At 62.6% G+C, this 17303-nt stretch carries 17 protein-coding genes; 5 read left to right on the top strand and 12 right to left on the bottom strand.

Annotation, left to right across the window (positions count from 1 at the left end):
- Nucleotides 1–5: 5 nt before the first annotated feature.
- From HRU81_04490 to HRU81_04435, 12 genes are all read right to left on the bottom strand, one after another.
- A complete protein-coding gene (locus HRU81_04490) occupies nucleotides 6–1979 on the bottom strand; it encodes a type IV secretory system conjugative DNA transfer family protein (protein QOJ31415.1) in 1974 nt (657 codons plus the stop codon).
- On the bottom strand, nucleotides 1936–3018 hold the full coding sequence (virB11, locus tag HRU81_04485) for a P-type DNA transfer ATPase VirB11 (GenBank protein QOJ31414.1): 1083 nt from the start codon (nucleotides 3016–3018) through the stop codon (nucleotides 1936–1938). Before virB11 ends, HRU81_04490 begins: the two co-directional genes overlap by 44 nt.
- Nucleotides 2993–4057, bottom strand: a complete 1065-nt coding sequence (virB10, locus tag HRU81_04480; GenBank protein ID QOJ31413.1) for a type IV secretion system protein VirB10 — start codon at nucleotides 4055–4057, stop codon at nucleotides 2993–2995. The genes virB11 and virB10 overlap by 26 nt, the downstream gene beginning before the upstream one ends.
- 134 nt (nucleotides 4058–4191) lie before the next feature.
- Entirely contained in the window at nucleotides 4192–4992 is an 801-nt protein-coding gene (locus tag HRU81_04475) for a TrbG/VirB9 family P-type conjugative transfer protein (GenBank protein QOJ31412.1), read from the bottom strand.
- On the bottom strand, nucleotides 4989–5723 hold the full coding sequence (locus HRU81_04470; GenBank protein QOJ31411.1) for a hypothetical protein: 735 nt from the start codon (nucleotides 5721–5723) through the stop codon (nucleotides 4989–4991). The genes HRU81_04475 and HRU81_04470 overlap by 4 nt, the downstream gene beginning before the upstream one ends.
- Before the next feature lie 170 nt (nucleotides 5724–5893).
- Nucleotides 5894–6925 (bottom strand): type IV secretion system protein, encoded by a 1032-nt coding sequence (locus HRU81_04465; protein QOJ31410.1) that lies wholly within the window; start codon nucleotides 6923–6925, stop codon nucleotides 5894–5896.
- A 3-nt stretch (nucleotides 6926–6928) separates the two neighbouring features.
- Nucleotides 6929–7213: an EexN family lipoprotein gene (locus HRU81_04460; protein ID QOJ31409.1), complete on the bottom strand. Its 285-nt coding sequence runs from the start codon at nucleotides 7211–7213 to the stop codon at nucleotides 6929–6931.
- Complete coding sequence (locus HRU81_04455; GenBank protein ID QOJ31408.1) at nucleotides 7214–7903, bottom strand: type IV secretion system family protein; 690 nt, start codon at nucleotides 7901–7903, stop codon at nucleotides 7214–7216. It lies immediately after the preceding gene.
- Between the two features lie 17 nt (nucleotides 7904–7920).
- Nucleotides 7921–10362, bottom strand: coding sequence for a VirB4 family type IV secretion/conjugal transfer ATPase (locus tag HRU81_04450; GenBank protein QOJ31407.1), 2442 nt, complete (start codon nucleotides 10360–10362; stop codon nucleotides 7921–7923).
- A complete protein-coding gene (locus HRU81_04445) occupies nucleotides 10359–10724 on the bottom strand; it encodes a VirB3 family type IV secretion system protein (protein ID QOJ31406.1) in 366 nt (121 codons plus the stop codon). The genes HRU81_04450 and HRU81_04445 overlap by 4 nt, the downstream gene beginning before the upstream one ends.
- Before the next feature lie 2 nt (nucleotides 10725–10726).
- On the bottom strand, nucleotides 10727–11029 hold the full coding sequence (locus HRU81_04440) for a TrbC/VirB2 family protein (protein QOJ31405.1): 303 nt from the start codon (nucleotides 11027–11029) through the stop codon (nucleotides 10727–10729).
- Nucleotides 11030–11137: 108 nt separating this feature from the next.
- Nucleotides 11138–11329, bottom strand: a complete 192-nt coding sequence (locus HRU81_04435) for a hypothetical protein (protein QOJ31404.1) — start codon at nucleotides 11327–11329, stop codon at nucleotides 11138–11140.
- A 1199-nt stretch (nucleotides 11330–12528) separates the two neighbouring features.
- Between HRU81_04435 and HRU81_04430 the strand changes: the two genes are divergently transcribed.
- The 5 genes from HRU81_04430 (at nucleotide 12529) to HRU81_04410 (ending at nucleotide 17268) form a co-directional block, all read left to right on the top strand.
- Nucleotides 12529–13230 (top strand): hypothetical protein, encoded by a 702-nt coding sequence (locus tag HRU81_04430; GenBank protein QOJ31403.1) that lies wholly within the window; start codon nucleotides 12529–12531, stop codon nucleotides 13228–13230.
- Nucleotides 13231–13592: 362 nt separating this feature from the next.
- Nucleotides 13593–13997 carry a hypothetical protein gene (locus HRU81_04425; GenBank protein ID QOJ31402.1) on the top strand — a complete coding sequence of 135 codons (405 nt, stop codon included), beginning with the start codon at nucleotides 13593–13595 and terminating at the stop codon, nucleotides 13995–13997.
- 801 nt (nucleotides 13998–14798) lie between these two features.
- Entirely contained in the window at nucleotides 14799–16019 is a 1221-nt protein-coding gene (locus tag HRU81_04420) for a TolC family protein (protein QOJ33283.1), read from the top strand.
- Nucleotides 16016–16261 carry a hypothetical protein gene (locus HRU81_04415; GenBank protein ID QOJ31401.1) on the top strand — a complete coding sequence of 82 codons (246 nt, stop codon included), beginning with the start codon at nucleotides 16016–16018 and terminating at the stop codon, nucleotides 16259–16261. The genes HRU81_04420 and HRU81_04415 overlap by 4 nt, the downstream gene beginning before the upstream one ends.
- 8 nt (nucleotides 16262–16269) lie before the next feature.
- A complete protein-coding gene (locus HRU81_04410) occupies nucleotides 16270–17268 on the top strand; it encodes an efflux RND transporter periplasmic adaptor subunit (GenBank protein QOJ33282.1) in 999 nt (332 codons plus the stop codon).
- Nucleotides 17269–17303 lie beyond the last annotated feature (35 nt).

Below are 17303 nucleotides of genomic sequence, written 5' to 3'. Positions count from 1 at the left end.
GGCTCCTAGCGCTCGCGCAGCGCGGAGAGAAAGGACTCGACAGCGGTATCCAGCTCCTGGGGCGTCAATCGTTCTCCTTCGGGCTTGTCGGGCAGTCGCACTCCACTCAAGTCCACGTCGAAATCCTCCAGCTTCAGTTGCTCGATCCGTTCAATGTCCTGCGCCGTGGCACGCCGACGGCGCCTGGGCTTCGCCGGCGGCGGCGCCATGGCCGCCTCGACACCCGCCACGTCGGGCGGCGAAGCCGCCGGCTTGACAGTGGGCGGTGCCGCGGCCAAACCCGGCGCCGCATGGCGCGGCGGCGGACTGATCAGCCGCTTGAACCGCCGCTCGCGGAAGTAGCGGATCTTCGTGCAGCGGATCGGCCGGATGCCCTCGTAGAACACGATGGCCTCTTCGCCCTTCAGTGCCTGCACCTCCTGCGGCAGCATCAACGGCCGGCGCTGCTCGCTGACACTAACGCTGCGCGAACGGTGCGACTTTCTGAACAGGTCGAACGTGGGCTTGGACACCGATCGCGCCTCAACCGTGATCGTGCCCAGCTCCTCGGAGATCTCCTTCGCATCCGAATACTCATCGGCACCAAATACCACGCGTGCGGCGAGGTTGCGAAGGATGGTTTCGGCGGCATTTGCACCATAAACCTCACGCAGCTGCGACCTGGCCTGGATTACCAGCACCGTGCGGATGTTGTAGCCGCCCATGAGCCCGATGGCCTCGGCAATGATCGGGATGCGCCCCAGCGACGTGAACTCATCGAGCAGGAACATGACCTGGTAGACCAGTGCCGGATTGTGCTCGGGCAGCTGCCGGGTCTGCAGCGCGATGGCCTGCTGGAAGAACAGCGACAGCACGGGGCGCAGCCGATGCAGATCCTCCGGCAGCACGCCGACGTAGATGCTCATGCGCCTGGCGCGCAGCTCCCGCAGATCGAAGTCATTGGCCGAGGTCGCCCAGTCCAGGATAGGGTTCAACCACAGGTCGAGCCGCGAAGTGAACGTCTTGCGGATGCTGGAGGCCGTCACCGGCGCCAGATCAATCACATCGCACAGCGCCCGCACACACTCGGCCGACAGCGGATACTTGCCGCTGTTGCGACCCTCGATCAGCCGCTTCCAGTGCGCACCGAACCCCTCATCATCCGAAGCCATGCCCTGCCGCAGGATCTCCCCGATGGTCTTCGGCAGGCTGGGTGTCTCGAACACGTACAGTCCGATCCCCAGGAACAGCGTTCGGGCCGACGCACTCCAGAACGGATCCACACCGGGGGATTCCTGGTAGAGCATGTCCGCGATGCGCTGCAGCCCATTGATGCGCAGCGCCGGGTCGTCGGAGATATAGCCCAGAGGATTCCAGCGGGCGGTGTTGCGGCTTTCCGAGAACGGATCAAACAAGAACACGGCATGGCCGGTGCGCGCCCGGTGACCTGCCGTGATGGTGTAGTTCTCGTGCTTGGGATCGACGCAGATCAGTGAGTCCGGCCATTCGAACAGGTTCGGGATCACGATGCCCGCACCCTTGCCACTGCGCGAGCGGGCAATGACCGCCACCCCCTGCTGGCCGAACAACCGCAGCAGCTTCCTTCCCACCCGCGCCAGAATGATCCCGCTGGGCGCAAACAGTCCCGCCCGACGCACCTGCCCCTTGGTAGAGAACTTCGCATCCCCATGCAGCGGCGGCGAGCGCGGCCTCAGTGCAATGACCAGCGGGATGAATGCGAGCAGCAGGCCGGCGCCGGAGCTGACCCAGAGCTTGCGCCGGATGTCCTCCCGCTCACCGAAGTAGTACCCGTAGCGGAGCACCGTCAGCGGGCTCGCGGCCTTCGGATCAGCCCGCACCCACTGCAGGAACACGAACCCGGCCAGGTACTGCGCAGCAATCAGCAGGCACACCGCCACGACGAGGCCCTTGAGCGTGCGCGCGAGCCACGCCGATCTAGCGGGCGGCCGCCAGCGAGCGGCGCTTGCGTGAAGGGTCATACCAGATTTCCTTGATGCAGCGCTGCCGGTGCTCGACACCGAACTGCACCACCACATCGATGAGCAGATACAGGAGGTGTTTGATCTCCTCGCGGGCCAGCTCCTGGCCGGCACGGCTCTGCTTCACCAGCAGCACCAGCTGCTCGAACGCGAGCTCCGCGCTGGCCGCATGGATGCTGGTGATCGAGCCCGGATGCCCGGAATTCACATTGCGCAGGTAGTCGAACGCCTCCTCGCCGCGCAGCTCCGCCAAGAGGATGCGATCAGGCTTCATGCGCAGACAGCTCTCCAGCAACTGCTTGGGCGTCACCCGCGCCAGCCCCTGATCGTCCTTCGAGTAGAACAACCGCACATGGTTGTCGTGCCGGTCGAGCACCAGCTCCTTGGCATCCTCGATGGTGATCAGCCGCTCGTCGGTGGGGATTTCCCGGATCAATGCCTTTGTGAACGTGGTCTTGCCGGAGCCCGTCGGTCCGGAGACCAGAATGTTCCGCCGCCGCGCCACGGCCAAGCGCAGGAACGACTGATAGTCCTTGGCTTCCAGCAACCGCAGCAGTTCATTCTCTGTGTCATCCGGCGCTCCGCTCGCCCGACGCGTGGCCCGGAACACGCCACGCTGCTCCAGCTCGTCCAACGTCCACACCTCATCGGCTGGCCTTCGGATCGTGATAGCCACCTTCCCCGGCGTCGTCGCCGGCGGCAGCACGATCTGTATGCGCTCGCCGCCAGGCAATGCCGCCGACAGCAGCGGCGATTCGGCGTCAATGCGCTGGCGCGTGGAGTTCGCCACCAGCCGCGCCAGCAACTGGCACCACTCGAACGTCGCGAATGGCAAGGCTTCGCACCGCCAGCCAGTGCGTGTCTCCACATACGCCTCGCCCGGACGGTTGATGCAGATTTCCGTGACCTCCTGATCCGTGAGGATCGGCCGCAATGCCCGCAGCGTCAGATCGAGCGCGGAGGACTCCGCCACGGCCGGCGGCCGCGTGAAGCTCGCCGCCGGCACGGTGACTTCAGCGACTGACGGGCTTGAGTTCATACACGCTCCGGAAATCCAGATCCCGTGCCACCAGCACCTGGATGCGATCCCCCTGCGGCTTCACGACGGTGGGCGGAATGTTCACCGTGGAGCGCAACACCTCGGTCATGATGTCCCGCGTCCCTGAGGGATCGACGACCACCGTCGAGCCCTCCTGGCGCTGCGAGGCAATCGCCGTCTGGATGACCCCGTCAATGACGCTCACCAAAATAGCCGCCCCGAACCGCTCGAAGAAGTGCCCGTTGACCTGTCCCGGCAACCCCGAGCGCCCGAGCTCGTCCGTGCCCGGTGAGGCCAACGGCACCACCACGCCCCCCGGTGTGCGCGCCTCCGTCCACAGCACAAACACGCGTGCCGCGCCCTGCCGCACCTGACCGCGCGTCTCACCCACCAGCTTGGTGCCTCGCTCCAGCAGCACCACACGACCATCCGCGCTGAACGTGTCGGTGGCCAGGATGCAGGTGGTCATGCCCGGCAGCGTCGAGTCGAGCGCCGTCTCGAGCGTGCAGTCGAGGAACGCGCCCTTGGGCAAGAGCAGCCGCCGCGTCGGCAGCACCTGCGCCTGCACCGCCGGCGTCACGCTGGGACGCAGCATCGACGTGAGGTCACCGGAGGGCGCAGCTTCCTCACCCTCAGGGATCGCAAGTTCCGCGATGCCGCCGCTCCCGACACTGCTCGACGCAAACGCGCGACCGGCGAGCAATCGCTCCTGCCGCAGATCCTCTGGGGTCTTCACCGGAGCAGCCGCCGCCGGTGTATACGGCGCATACGCGGCCTCCTGTGCCGGCGCCAACCACGCGTCGGGAGTATCCTCCGGCGGTGGCTCCTCCGGTGCCTCTCCCAGCAACCCCTGCAGCATGGATGGCGGATCGACACGACCCAACGGCCGAAGGTTTATCTCGCCTTCTGCCTTCTCCTGCGCCGAGGACTGCGCCGCCTCTCGCGCATTGGCCCGACCACCGACCCAGTTTGCGTAGTACCAGGCCAGGAGCCCGACACCAATTGCCGCCATCAGCCCGACAGCCAAGAGATTGCTCAATCGCGATTGCAGCGACGGCGGCCGTTGCACAGCGCTCGCCCCACGCTCACCCGGAACCTCTCCGTCCGCCGGCGTATCAACCGGGTCCCGTGAACCTGTCTCAGGTGGCCGACCTCGCAGCCGATCCAGCAGGCTCACGGCGGCGCCCCCTTCACATCGCGCTCCACCAGCGGAGAAACAGTGCCGGATTCCAGGCGCTGCCCTGCCCCGGCAAAGCCCTTATTGACAATGCAGCCGGTCAATCGTCCCCGCCGCAGGATCAGTCGCGGCGCCAGGCGATGGATCACCACATCCCCGGCATCCATCGAGAAGTTCAGCAGCGACTCCGTACCATCCTCGTTGCCAATGAACAGTGCGGGGATCTCCGAGCGGTCGCTGAACGTGATGCGCGTCTGCACGCCATCATCCGAGGCCGCAACGGGCCGAAGCGAGGCATGTCCGCAGTACCAGTAGTCGGCATTGCGAGGCCTAGCTGCCGCTGCGGTGGCCAACTCCCGCTCCATCCGGACCCTAGGATCTTCTCCATCGATCTTCGGAGGCGGCGGATAGGAGAACCGCACGGCATACATCAGTTCATCGGACCGTTCGGGCCGGCGCGCCAGCACCGTGTAGTCAAACCGATACGCGCGCCGATCCGTGAACACCACGAGATTGGTCGCCACGATGGCGGCGCGCGGCTTCAGCAGCACCGAGCTGCCATGACTATCGACCGTCACGCCTTCCAGATCGCCACCACCGGTTCCCGAGAACTGTTCACCCTCCTCGAAGATCAGCTCGATGGCATAGCCCACGAACCCCTGCAGCTTGTAGACCTGATCGGCGTGGTAGGACGCCGTGCGGATACGCGGATCCAGCTGCCCACGCACCGGCAGCGTCTCAGCCCACAGTGCGGCAGACAGAAGAACACCAAGAACAGCCGCGGCGACCCGCCTCACGGAGCACCCCTTGCCGGACTCGCCGCACTGGTTGGGAGGGGTTCCGCCGGCAGCGCCTCGGCCTCGGTCCGGTAATCCACCACCTTGAACCCCAGCGGGTTCCAGCGCCGCATCCGCGCATCCCGGGCCGGTGTGCCATAGACGTACTGGACGGTGGCAATCCAGTGCGAGAGCTGCTCATTGCCATTGCCCGTGCGCTGGGACTTCACGTAGCGCACCTGCGCCAGGTCTTCCACCCCGTTGCCACGCTCGAAGAACGTGATCGAACTGACCTGCACGCGGATGCTGGAGCCATCCTTGTGTTGGTTCAGTGGCGAATCGGGATTGGCACGGTCCCACAGCGTCATCCACTCCTGGTGACGCGCCGGCGCATGGAAGCTCGAACACTCCTCGTAGTCACTCTCGGCGGTGGCGAAATTGAACCGCTCGCACACGGTCAAGTAGTGATCCAGAAAGTAGCGCGTCACGACCTCCGGCATCGAGGCCTGCCCCGCGAACGCCGGCACCACATCGACAATACCCGTGGTGTTGTCCACCCGGATCACGAACGGCTCGACCTGCTTCAGAGGCACCAGCAGCATCAACGCGAACAGCGCCAGCACGGTGACGACGCAGGCACCGGCGGCGACGCGCCAGGCGGTACGCACACTGCGGGCGTTCAGGGCCGCACGATCCGCATCCCAGGAGGCTGCTTCCGCGAAGTACGCCGTCAGCGCCTCATCCTGCTTCATCGCGGATCCCCGGCAGGAACCGGCACAGGCTTTGGCGTCGGTGCATTGATGGGCTGCAACCGCTTCTCACAGTCCACCCGCAGTGCCTGCGTACTGCACCCGGCCACGGCCAGCACCGCCAGTACCAGCAAGCCCACCGACCTGAGTTGCTGTGCAGCTCTCATCATGGTTCACCCGTAACGGATCGAGTTCTGCCGGGGTCGCTTCTCGCGCACCATGCGCGCACCCACCATGCGCTGCCCCGCTTTTCTGGTGAGGCTGTCCCAGCGGCTGCTATCCCGGTCGATGAGCGCACCGCGCCCGAACTGCCCCGCGTGCCGCACCCCGGACTTGAGCCCACCCAGTCCCATCCGCACCAGGTTCCCCACCGCGCCGAACCCGGACAGCGCAATGCCACTAGCCATGCCCTGCGCCATCGCCGGCACCTGCCGCATGATCAGGAACGTCAGCGCCGCGGCCGCGCAGACATGCAGCGCATGGGCGATCTGGATGCCGCCGCCGGTGGCCGCCGCAGCCTCGGCCGCGGTAGAGATCACATCCAGCATCAGCGCCGCCACAAGAATGGTCAGGATCGCAAGGAACGCGTAGTTGCTAAGCTGCGCCAGCCATGCCTCGAAGAACCGCTTGCTGGACTCAAAGAACAGCATCGCCAGGAACAGCGGCCCCAGCGCCAGCAGCACCGCGAGTGCGATCTTGCTCATCGCCAGCAGGAACATCGTGTAGACCGCAGTCAATCCCACGATCAGATACACCGCAAAGGCGGCGAGATAAAACACGATGTCCTCGCCAAAGATCTCCCCCTTCTCCATCAGGAGGCTTGCCGCATCATCCCCGTCGAAGAAGATCTCATCGACCACGGACACCGGCGCGAACGGCGGCGCGGCAGGATCACGGGCCGCGATGATCCCGGCGGCGAGCTGCGTCGGCGCCTGGAAGAACGTATCGACAATGACGGCGTTGTAGTGCCAGAGCTGCAGCGACAGCCCCAGGATCACCCCCAGCGTCAGCAGCCGTTTGGCCCCCTCGATGAACGGTTCCTCGATCTTGCCCATGAGCTGCAGATAGCCCCAGACAATCACGTAGAACACGCCCAGCGTGACGATGGCCGGCTCCAGGATCGCCGCAATCACCGCAAGATTGCTGCCGATATAGGCCGACAGAATGCCGGTCAGCCATGCATCGAACTCGCCGAAGAACCCCATACCCTACTTCCCGGGCACCGGATCGAGCCCCAGCGGCGGCAGATCGCGCAGCGATCCACGGCTCTCCAGCCGCTCGGCCTCGATGGCATTGATGCAGTCTGGCGTCTCGCCCAGCGAGCCCGGATCTGCCTTGCAGCGCCCGAACATCGCCTGCCGCAGCCGCGCATCGGCGCGGTACTCATCCACCGTGTGCTCGGCCACCAGAGGTTCCGGAGATTGCAGCTGGTAGACCAGGACGACCACCCCGAACACGGTCGCCAGAACAGCCAGGAGGATATTCCGGCGCATCTAATTGCCAAGCCCGATCGGTGGCAATCCGCGCAGCGAACCATAGTTCGCAATGGCCAGTTCCCGCGCCCGCTGCTGCTGCGCCCGCTCCTCGGCCAACGCCGCCTGGTGCAGCACCATCAGCTTGGTCTGCTCGTTCTGCAGCATCGCCTGCTCGGCCGCGATGCGCGCCTGCAGGTCCAGCGCCGCCTTGGTGTCGGTGGCCGTCGGTATGGCGTCGATCAGCCCCTGCAGCGAGGTAAAGCGCTGGCTGCTGGCCTGCAGCGCCTGACGGCTCGTCACCTGCATCATGGCCACCGAACGGCGATCGGCCTCCAGCTGCGCTAGTGAGTCCGTCGCCAGGTGCGCCGTCTGCGCGGGGGTCAGCACCGCGTTGCCACGCAGTACCGCGTCCATCTGCGCCGCCAGCGCCGCGTAGCTGGACTCCGCACCACGCACGGCGGCTTCGAGTGCCACCCAGTCCGGCGGCAGATAGTTGCGGGCCGTACCCGACAACAGCCGCTCCATGCCCCGCGTGCCGATCATGGACTGGTACTGCTGCTGGGCCTGCGTAAGCTGGTTGCGGGCCGTGGTCAACTGGTTCTGCAAGGCCTGCAGCTGACTGCGCATCTGCGCAATGGCACGGATGTCGACGACCGCCATCGCGGCCTGCACGCCAGGCGCGGCCAACATGCAGGCGAGGATCAACACGAACACGCCGTATCGCTTCATGACACAACCTCCTGTTCGAGAAAGACCGGCAACCACACTTTCGGATCGGACCCAGTCCGCGCCATCACACGGTGCAACTGCTCCACCGTGCTGGCACGGCCGGAGATCACCTTCAGTTCTGCATCGAACCCCTTCAGATCCAGCTGGCACACCACCGAGTAGTGGCCCTGCTTGATGAGGAACTGCCGCGAGCCCGGCTCCAGTTGTTCTTTAAGCAACTTGAACTCGCGCTCGGAGAGCCCGAACCCCTCGATGTACTCGGCGGCATTGGCATCCGGGTTGGGAAACAGGATCTTGGTCGGCGTCTGCTCGATGATCGTGCGGCTGATCGGACTGTCGAGCACGTCGCTCGCGCTCTGCGTCGCCAGGCACATCACGCCGTTGAGCTTCCGCCAGGTCTTGGGACCGTCCTTCGCGAACCCCTCGAACGCCGGATCGGCGAGCAGCTTCCAGAACTCATCCATCCAGCACACGAAGCGCCGCCCATCCAGCAGCTGCCGGATCACATGGAACAGGTACAGCGTCACCGGCGAGCGCGTCAGTGCGTTGTCGAGGAAGTCCGTGACATCCACGCCGAACAGATTGGCCTGCGACAACTGCCCGGCGAGCGAGTCCGCCGCGTTGTCGAACACCCAGGCATAGTCACCGCGGCTGCTCTCGCACCAGCGCGACAGCCGCATGTGGATGCCCTCGGCCCGCGTCGCATCGGTGAACTCGATCAGGCGCGAGAGCCGGCGGGACGGCGCATCCAGCGCCAGCGTGCCCACCAGCGCCGCATCTAGGTCCGCCTCCTCCCGGATGGTCAGCGTCACGGTGCCGCGCACCAGCGCCCGCAGCCAGATCTTCAGGAACTCGATGTTCTCCGGCGTGGGCGCGAGCTGCAGCGGATTGAACCCAGTGGGCACCCCGTTTTTCAGCGACAGGTACGTGCCGCCCAGCGCCCGCGTCAGGATCTCAAGCCCCCGATCTTTGTCGAACAGCACCTGGGTTGCGCCCTGCCGGGCCAGCATCGTCACCAGAAACCCGATCAGCACCGACTTGCCCGATCCGGTCGGACCACAGATGAACGTATGCCCCGTGTCCTTGCGGCTGCCGCCATCCGGATCGCGCGGATCACTGGCATGCAGCGAGAAGTAGTACGGCGAGCGGGCACTGGTCACGAACAGCGCCAGCGCGTCGCCCCAGTGATTGCCTGTGGGCCGCCCGGCCGGGAAGTTGTGGAACGGCGCCATCGCGCACAGGTTCCGCGAGGTGATCGGCGCCTTGCGCGGGCGCATCGCGAAGCAGCCCGGCAGCTGCGCCCAGAACGCCGCCTCCAGTGCCAGATCCTCGCGGGCTGTCGTCAGCCCCGTATCCGCCAGGATCGCCCGGGCGAGTGCCACGTCGTCATTCAACGCCCGCAACCGCTGCTCGGCCGATATACCGGCCTGCTTGCCCGCGATACTGCTCAGCACCTGCAGCGTGAAATGATGATCTCCCATCACGAACTCATTGGAGGTCAGCTCATCCAGCGCATCCTTCAGCTGCTCGGCCTGACTCACTGCGAAGTCGCCGGCATTGGCCATCTGGTTGTACTGGCGCTGCAGCAGTCCCTGCCCGGCCGCCTTGGTCAGGAACGAGAACGACTGCGTCAGCACGAACTCGAACGGCGCCGACAGCAGCGCGTCATACATGCCTACCGTCGTCGGCGTCGCATACTCCTTGATGCCCAGCACCGCCCCGAAGCGTGTCTGCGTCGGCAGGCGGTACTCCACGGTCTCGCTGCCGAAGATCACCCGCGTGGTCGCCAGCACCTCATTGATGGGCGCCGTGGGCAGCGGCACCGGCACGCGCTCGGCATTGAGCAACAGGCCAAAGAACTCCAGCACCCGCGAACAGTGCCGCCCTCCCAACAAGTACACACCTAATCGCTCCGGGTCATAGCGGGCCAGAGACGAGCTGACCGTCTGCGCCAGCTTCTCGCAGGCATCCAGCGCATCCGCCCGCTCCATCGCCCCAGAACCTGCAGCCGGCGAGCGCATCAGCCGCACGAGCAGATTGGGCGCCGCGCCGGCAATCGGCCGGTAGACCACCGACAGGCACAGCTCGTTGACCATCAAGGTCTCGGTGGACAAGCGCGCCTGATAGCGCAGGGCCAGGCGCTCCGCGAACCCCTCCTGTGACCGCACATCCGAGGCCTGCACCTGCTCTCGCCGGCGGATCACATGCACCCACAGCGCGACATTGGGCCCTGCGATGTTGCGCCACAGGACATTCAGGCGCTCATGCCAGTTGTTGAGCACCTCATCATCGGCGGTCTCGAAGCTCGCGCCATCGAGCCGGAACACCTGCACGTAGTCGCCGGCTTCCGTGCGCACCACATGCGGCGACAGATGCACGCGATAGGGACTCCGGAACGCCGCCGGCAACTCTCGCCGCAAGGCGGTGGCCCTCTTCATGCCACACGCACCACGGCAGCCGCCCTGCGCCGTCCATGCCGATCCGGCAGATCCAGTACCAGCGGACTGTAGCTCACACCCTTCCAGAACCGGATACTGCACACATAGCCCAACAGCCGCGTCTTCATCCACATCATGAGCAAATCGAAGTAGCGCGCATCCCGCGCACACAGCAGCATGCACACGCCGTGGATCGGAAACAGCATCAACAGCACAAGCAGGTTCTTCGTCACGAGGAACAGCTCCATCGTGAACGCCGCATTCAGGAGCAGCGCCGCATAGGTCACCCCGAAGCGCATCGGCGGCCGCGTCACGCCCACGAACAGCGGATCGGCGGTGACTCCGGCGTTGCGCGCCTCCATGTCTACACGCCGAACATCGAGCGAATCCACGCCACGATCTGCGGTGCACCGAAGATCGCCGCAATGCCCACCAGCGCACCGATCACCCAGCCCCAGGAGATGCGGCCGACTGCCGCGGCCAGAGCAAGGCCGATCACGACCAGCACGGCAATGGGTGTCGCGATGGTCAGCGCAAAGCTCACCATCGAGTTGGCGCCGGTATCAAAGGGCGAGGCCTGCGCCCATGCCATGCCCGGCAAAAGCATGAATAGGAGTGAGACCCGGGCAACAATACGGCTGCCGTAGCAGGCTTGAGGCTGATCCACCGGGCACCTCCCTTTTTTTTGAGGAGTGCCATCGGATCACGACCGAAGTCACCAGCTGGAGGGGGAGTTTCCGGGACATTCACCCCCAAACCCACACATCACACCTCATCAGGCTGCCAAACACTTCCCCGGACTCATCTTGCAGCCCCCTGCTCCAACGACGCCCTCTCCAACTGGAGTTTCACGCATAGCAGCATTCACTTTTCCAGTGAAATCACGGCGTTGCGGATCTTTCAATGCGAATTCCGGGAAGTCGGTGATATATTTCAAAGCGTGCTGAGACGCGCCATCTTCTTCCATGTGATATTTGCGCTCCTGCTGGTGCAGGTAAGCGGGTTACATCTGCATCTTTGCGCTGGGCACGAGACAGGCAACAGCCACCCGGTCGCTCACTATGCCGATGATGGTCTTTTCTTTGGTGAGGACCACGCCGAGGATGACTCTAACGACCGCGAGGTGTCGCTCCCTGCGTCGACATTCACTTCGTCAAACCATGCCGAGTATCTGTTTAGTTTTGATTTCGATTCTGCGTGGGTATTGTTCCTTGCTCCAGCCGCTGACCTTGTATCGGCAGCAGTAGAACCTTTTTCCAAGCGCGCGTTTTTTGCAGCATCACTATCCTCACAGGCTTTTGATACGCCTCCCGCGAGGGGTCCACCCTCCAACTCCTGAGTTTCGCCGCCCGGACCAGCCGCATCGACTGGTTCTTTCAGCGTCCCCTAGGAGTTCTTCATGCTTCCTCTTGCTTTTGCTGGGCGTCAGACGCCCATTGTCAGGCTAGCTGTCGAAGGGCCGAAAGATGCTTATCGTGCAGATTCACCACATGCCGGGAGCGGTGTTGCACCATTAGAGGCCAAACGCGCGACAGGAGTTGCCCGCTTAGGGCTGACCTGGGCCCATGAGCATGATGCTGAGCAGACGCCTCTCCGCGTGGTGCCTCAAGGAAAGAAACCGATCTTCGGCGGCCGCCCTAGACGCGTTAAGAATCTCACGCCAGAACTTCGGCTTGTCGTCCCATCGAATGCGCATCACTTGCGCGCATTGGACAGAGATGATCCGGACACCCTGCATCGACAACGACGCTATGTTTCGTGCCACTTCTGGCGCCATTCCGAAGACCATATGCGCGACTCTCCGATCTTCACGCGCAACTTGCCACGCAAACATCAGAGCTTCAAGTGCAAGGCACTCCCATCGCGAACCCGTTATGCCAGGAGGGACAGGACTACCCTCAAGTCGTGCTGGACCTTTACTTCTCACTTTCCCCCACCACGCCTCGTCTCCAAAGCGGATGTCAATGATGACAAATGGAAACGTGGTCAGGCGACGCCGCGCCTCTGGATCCAAACGACTCCACAAATCTCGGTTGGACAAGTAGAACGGCCATTGAACGGAGACCATATTGTCATTGGCCAATTCACAGAGAAGGTCAATGCACTGCTCATTCATCTGATGGGCAAGATGAATGGCTGCAGACCCCTTCCACTGCGTGAGAGACGATGAGCAATCCTTCTCTGCTTCTGTCCCGATCTCTGATTGATTCATTGACGCCGTCGCCATACCTCATAGGCAAAGCGGAATTGTCGGCAGGATCGAAGCAAAAAACGCTTGAGGGTTTCCTAGGTTCAGATGGTAGAAACTTAAACAAGGACGGCCTCATGGATACCAAGGTTGGTGATGATAGGTTCGACCGCCACTATCGGCGGCTACATCTGGGATTACGCCTTCTGACACATGGCGCTCGCGCACAGACCGCCAGCGAGTGGAGCGGACTGACCCCGGATCGATTGACCACCCTGAAACGTCGTTGGTTGCCGGAAGCCGGAGATGGATTTAGGGGTCCAGCGCCGACATCATTCCAGCCTCATTTCCGCTCCACTACCCGGGCTGTTCACGCAACTCTCTTCACTGGCATCTACCAAACTCTGTACCGGCACGATCGGCGCCACAGCTCCGTACGCGAACTGCAACCAAGCCTGGAGAACGGAGAGTTACTGTGCGAAGCCTATGAAGTGTTTCGCATGTGGGCCGAAGAGTCCGATCTAGAATTTGATCAAGCGGTCTTGCTGGCAAAAGGCGTCTCAAAGTCCGACACCATCGAATTGGCACAGTGCAAACACTGCGAGGGCGTATTACTAGTCGACAGGTTGGCCAAGAGAAAGGAACTCTGCAGCGACTGTCGCCATGGAGATTTTGATTAGTTCACTCCTGCGACGTGCAATGGCCAGCACAAAGGACCGCCATCCAGCTCATAAGCATCATGCCGCTATGAAGATACTTCGATTACACCTTGGATCATTCTGCAGATTCTCCCCGACATCGCACGCATACCGTATGCGGCATGGTCCCCCCAAAGCATCGATGGGACAGCCATCAGGCAGACCACGCTCTGGTCCAGTCTACATTCGTGCCTAGAAAGCGAACGTCACGACGCAGGGGCAAGCATGCGCAGCCTGCAAGGCAATCCGAGTTCTCTCGGCGGTCTCGCCGTGGTGCCAACCGCCTGCTTGTCGCGTTCGCAGCATTCAGCACGCTGGGCTTTGGATTGATTCTATGGCGTATCGTGGACAACCTAGCACTGGATCTTGTGGTGTTCTCGTCCAGCAGGACGATCACCCACGCGAACCAGTGGGTGGAGAATCTGCGAAGCAGCGGATTTCACGTCCATCTCGTTGAAACGAGCAGTCCGATACCCTGTCTCGACCTACACATTCCCAAGCAACTTTCTTCCAAGGTCTGTGCAATCACGAAGAACCCTACACGCTATGTCCTGTCTGGCTATGTACCCGCCGAAACGATCTCTCAAATGCTTCGTGAAAAGCCCGGATTTTATGGAATCGCCGCACCTGATTCGAACGCGTCTTCGGACGATCTAGCTTCACCCACGGAGTCACGGCAGCTGATCTGGGGCTTCTGGACTAACGGACACCACGAACTCTTTGCAGTGCCAGGTAGATCGCGCCTTTGAAGCCGCCACATGGAGTAGCTACGCGGCCACACCCGCCATACCCCCGACGACGCAACTAGCGCGAGAAGGATTACGCTCCATATTCCTGGGTAGTAGCTCCGAACGGCATGAAAGCACTCCCCTCGCTGAAGGTGGCTTCGATAGATATTTAGCCCCTCCCACCCCGAGAGGAGTTCCCCTTGTTAGAGCGAGGCGCCGCTGCTCACCACTGCTAGTGATTGAATTCACGCTGTTTTTTGAAAACGCGGTGGCCATCTCAGGATTTTCCGGCTCTTGATGCTATATTCACAGCGTGGGTAAACGTGCCACCTACATATTTCTGATTTTTTCGGTCCTGCTGGTGCAAATCAGCGGGCTTCATCTGCATTTGTGCACCGGTGAAGAAAGCGGCACGGACCATGCGAGCGCTCACTATGCAGACGGCGGTCTCCTATTCGGAGAGCATCATCAGGAAGATGATTCCGACGACACTGAAGCGTCATTCCCGGGCGCAACATTCTCGTCTTCTTCAAGCGCACAGCACGAGCCTGATTTCAGCTTCGATTTCACATGGGTATTGTACGAAATCCCCGCCGTGGAATCCCCGTATGCACGACTTGCAAGAGTAGCGATCCGCACTCAGCCGCAGGTTCCGCTCCCGTCTCAACCGCCTGATCTTCCGCCTGCGAGGGGTCCACCCTCCTACTCCTAAGGTATCGCTCGCCGAGGTGGCTATTGGCCGCCTTTGACTGCGTCCATTAGGAGTTTTTCATGCTTCGTGTTTCTTCACTTGGGCGTACAACGCTCATGGTGCTGCTGTCCATGGGGTGGGCCGGCCACGCAGTGGCTGCCCAAAGCCCACTTACGCTAAGGGATGCCCTCTCCCGAGCCGTACGCTCCAACCCGGAGCTTAGTGCCTATGAATATCTGCTCATCGCACAAGATGGTCGCATTGCTCAAGCCGGTGTAAGGCCGAATCCGACGCTCAACGCCAATCTAGAGAACGTGTTGGGCACCGGCGATGTCAGTGGGTTGAAGGGCGCCGAACTGACCTTGGGCCTAAGCCAGCTCATTGAGATCGGCGGCCTGCGAGATCGCCGTATTGAGGTAGCCCAGGCCGAGCGGGACGGCCTCCAGTCTGAGAAGGCAATCCGTCGCCTCGATCTGGTTGCCGAAACCGCACGGCGCTTTATCACCCTTGTAAGCATGCAGGAGCAGCATGCGCTGACCCATCGCAGCGTTACGCTGGCAGAGGAGACTTTGGCGGCAGCGCAGGCGCGGGTCGAAGCCGCTCGGTCACCTCAGGCTGAGCAGGATCGCGCTGGGGTGGCGCTGGAGCGAGCACGCATTGCGGACGCCCATGCTGAACACGAGCTGATCTCGGCCCGGTATGCGCTTGCCGAAGCGTGGGGCGAAGAACAGCCTGACTTCGAAGCTGTATCGGCTGACCTCTACGCCCTGCCCCCTCCAATCAACTACGAGGAACTACTCCGCTCCCTGGAGAAGGCACCAGACATTTCGCGGTACATCTCGGAATCACGCCTGCGCGAATCTGAAATCCGCCTCCACACGGCCACACGTCGCCCCGGAATAGAACTTGGGGCAGGTCTGCGGCGAATGGAGGCGACAAAGGATACAGCGCTGGTCTTCTCGTTCAGCATGCCCCTCGGTATCAACAATCGCAACGAAGGTCTCATCGCCGAGGCACGAGCACGCCGCGACGGCGCCGAAGCCAACCGCTCCGTGGCTCTCTTGAAGGCGCGAACTCGTCTTGGTCAGCTGTACCGCGAGATGCAGGACCGGGCCCGGGAAGTACCCGCCCTGAGGGATCGCGCCCTCCCGCAAATGGAGGAAGCGTTGCGCAACACCACCTACGCCTTCGAGCGGGGACGCTACAGCTACTTGGAGCTGATCGATGCGCAACGTGAACTGCTCGACCTGCAGGCAGATTTGATCGATGCCGCGACCGAATACCACCAGACACTCATTGAAATCGAACGGCTGACCGGGACGGCGGCCATCGAAGAAGGAATCCAGCCATGAATAAGCCCATCACCATCGTTCTCTCCATTCTCTTCTCCGCAGCACTCGCAACCGGCTGCTCGGACAAGCCTGCCGAAGACAATCACGATCACGACTCGCACTCCGAATCTCAGGAGCACGCCGAGCACGACAAACATGACGATCACCGCGAGGGTGACAAGCACGAGGATCATGGCGACCACAAGGATGAGGCAAGCCATGGCGCCACTGAGGCTTCCACGGCAAAAGGAGCGCAGAAGTGAACAAGCCCATGACACGCGCTGTCGCAGTTCTACTTGCCACCCTGCTCATCGGTGGTTGTGGCGACAGATCTGCTTCCGAGACTGCAGCGTCTTCCGAGCATGCCCATGAGGAAGGCGAAACGCATGGCGATCATGAAGAGCATGGCGACGAAGCAGCGGGAGAGCACGGCGAGCACGAGGAAGGTGGCCACTCGGAAGCACTCCAGCTGACCGCAGAAGCTCGTAAGAATGCCGGCATCGTGGTCGCAGCAGTCGGAGCCGGAAGCATCTCAGAGGTAATCCCGCTCTACGGGGTACTGAAGCCGAATGCCGAGGCCGTTCGCAGCGTCGCCGCACGATTTCCAGGTGTCGTTCGGTCGGTCTCGGCGGTCATCGGGCAAACCGTGAAATCCGGCAGTCCTATGGCAACGGTGGAGAGCAATGAAAGCCTGCAGGTCTATACCGTCACAAGCCCACTGGACGGCGTGGTCACCGAACGCTTCACTAACGTTGGCGAGCAGGCCGGCAGCACTCCCCTGTTCACGGTCGCCAATTTGTCCACGCTCTGGGCTGAGCTGTCGCTGTTTCCTCGCGACCGCACCCGCATTCGTGTTGGTCAGACGGTCAAGATCCGCGTAACGGATAGCGACGACACGATCACCGGAAAGGTCGTGTTCATCTCCCCGCTGGGCACGAGCGCCTCGCAGAGTCTCACAGCGCGCGTGGTCGTCGACAACCGCGACGGCGCATTGACGCCAGGACTCTACGTCCGTGGAGACGTTGCTGTGAGCCAGACACAAGTTCCGTTAGTGGTACCTGCCAGCGCACTGCAAGAACTCGAAGGCGGCACCTCGGTGTTCGTGGAAGACGAGGATGGAATGGAGCCCCGGGTAGTCAAGACGGGACGTACGGACGGCACAGCCGTAGAACTTCTGGAGGGACTCAAAGCCGGAGAACAGGTGGTCGTAGAAGGTAGCTTCGTGCTCAAGGCAGAGCTCGGTAAGGGCGAGGCCGAACATGAACATTGAGGCCGCATTCCTCTGCATCCCCTTCTTCGGAGTAC

This window comes from Gammaproteobacteria bacterium, assembly GCA_015709695.1.
In the GTDB taxonomy this organism is placed as follows: domain Bacteria; phylum Pseudomonadota; class Gammaproteobacteria; order Steroidobacterales.
Note: the sequence above shows the minus strand (reverse complement) of the source record. Positions and strands in the feature narration are given on the sequence as shown.

Bases quoted from the DNA above. Each gene is read 5' to 3' on its own strand.
- HRU81_04490 (QOJ31415.1), bottom strand. From the start codon at position 1,979: ATGACCCTTCACGCAAGCGCCGCTCGCTGGCGGCCGCCCGCTAGATCG.
- virB11 (QOJ31414.1), bottom strand. From the start codon at position 3,018: ATGAACTCAAGCCCGTCAGTCGCTGAAGTCACCGTGCCGGCGGCGAGC.
- HRU81_04470 (QOJ31411.1), bottom strand. From the start codon at position 5,723: ATGAAGCAGGATGAGGCGCTGACGGCGTACTTCGCGGAAGCAGCCTCC.
- HRU81_04465 (QOJ31410.1), bottom strand. From the start codon at position 6,925: ATGGGGTTCTTCGGCGAGTTCGATGCATGGCTGACCGGCATTCTGTCG.
- HRU81_04460 (QOJ31409.1), bottom strand. From the start codon at position 7,213: ATGCGCCGGAATATCCTCCTGGCTGTTCTGGCGACCGTGTTCGGGGTG.
- HRU81_04450 (QOJ31407.1), bottom strand. From the start codon at position 10,362: ATGAAGAGGGCCACCGCCTTGCGGCGAGAGTTGCCGGCGGCGTTCCGG.
- HRU81_04445 (QOJ31406.1), bottom strand. From the start codon at position 10,724: ATGGAGGCGCGCAACGCCGGAGTCACCGCCGATCCGCTGTTCGTGGGC.
- HRU81_04435 (QOJ31404.1), bottom strand. From the start codon at position 11,329: ATGGAAGAAGATGGCGCGTCTCAGCACGCTTTGAAATATATCACCGAC.
- HRU81_04430 (QOJ31403.1), top strand. From the start codon at position 12,529: ATGAGCAATCCTTCTCTGCTTCTGTCCCGATCTCTGATTGATTCATTG.
- HRU81_04420 (QOJ33283.1), top strand. From the start codon at position 14,799: ATGGGGTGGGCCGGCCACGCAGTGGCTGCCCAAAGCCCACTTACGCTA.
- HRU81_04415 (QOJ31401.1), top strand. From the start codon at position 16,016: ATGAATAAGCCCATCACCATCGTTCTCTCCATTCTCTTCTCCGCAGCA.
- HRU81_04410 (QOJ33282.1), top strand. From the start codon at position 16,270: ATGACACGCGCTGTCGCAGTTCTACTTGCCACCCTGCTCATCGGTGGT.